1 tRNA gene is annotated in these 377 nt (G+C 51.2%); it reads right to left on the bottom strand.

Features of this window, described 5'->3' with window-relative positions:
* Positions 1-119: 119 nt before the first annotated feature.
* A tRNA-Arg gene (locus HMPREF3096_RS26720) sits at positions 120-196 on the bottom strand.
* Positions 197-377: the final 181 nt, after the last annotated feature.

Here is a 377-nt window from a genome sequence, read left to right as displayed (position 1 = left end):
CTATCCAGCTGAGCTACGGATGCATCGGGAAAGCTATTTTACTGCGGGGTTACTCTCCTGGCACTTACGATGGTTTCGCAAACCAGATAACAACAATGTTGCTGTTACTAAGGAGAATATGGTGCATCCGGGAGGATTCGAACCTCCGACCGCTCGGTTCGTAGCCGAGTACTCTATCCAGCTGAGCTACGGATGCATCGGGAAACTTGCTTTACTACGCGTCAGTGTCACAACTAACACCTGCCACACTGAGTATGATGGCCTAATCGGTAGAGTGACTCGATTATGCCTCGCACTGCGGGCCGCTGCTTTCACAGCGTTCTTCTCTCTTAATTCAGAAAGAAGATGGTGCATCCGGGAGGATTACTCGGCTGCGC

Origin of the sequence: Klebsiella sp. HMSC25G12 (assembly GCF_001807705.1) — a bacterium.
GTDB classification, from domain to species: Bacteria; Pseudomonadota; Gammaproteobacteria; order Enterobacterales; family Enterobacteriaceae; genus Klebsiella; species Klebsiella variicola.
This window is presented reverse-complemented; position numbering and strand designations above follow the sequence as displayed.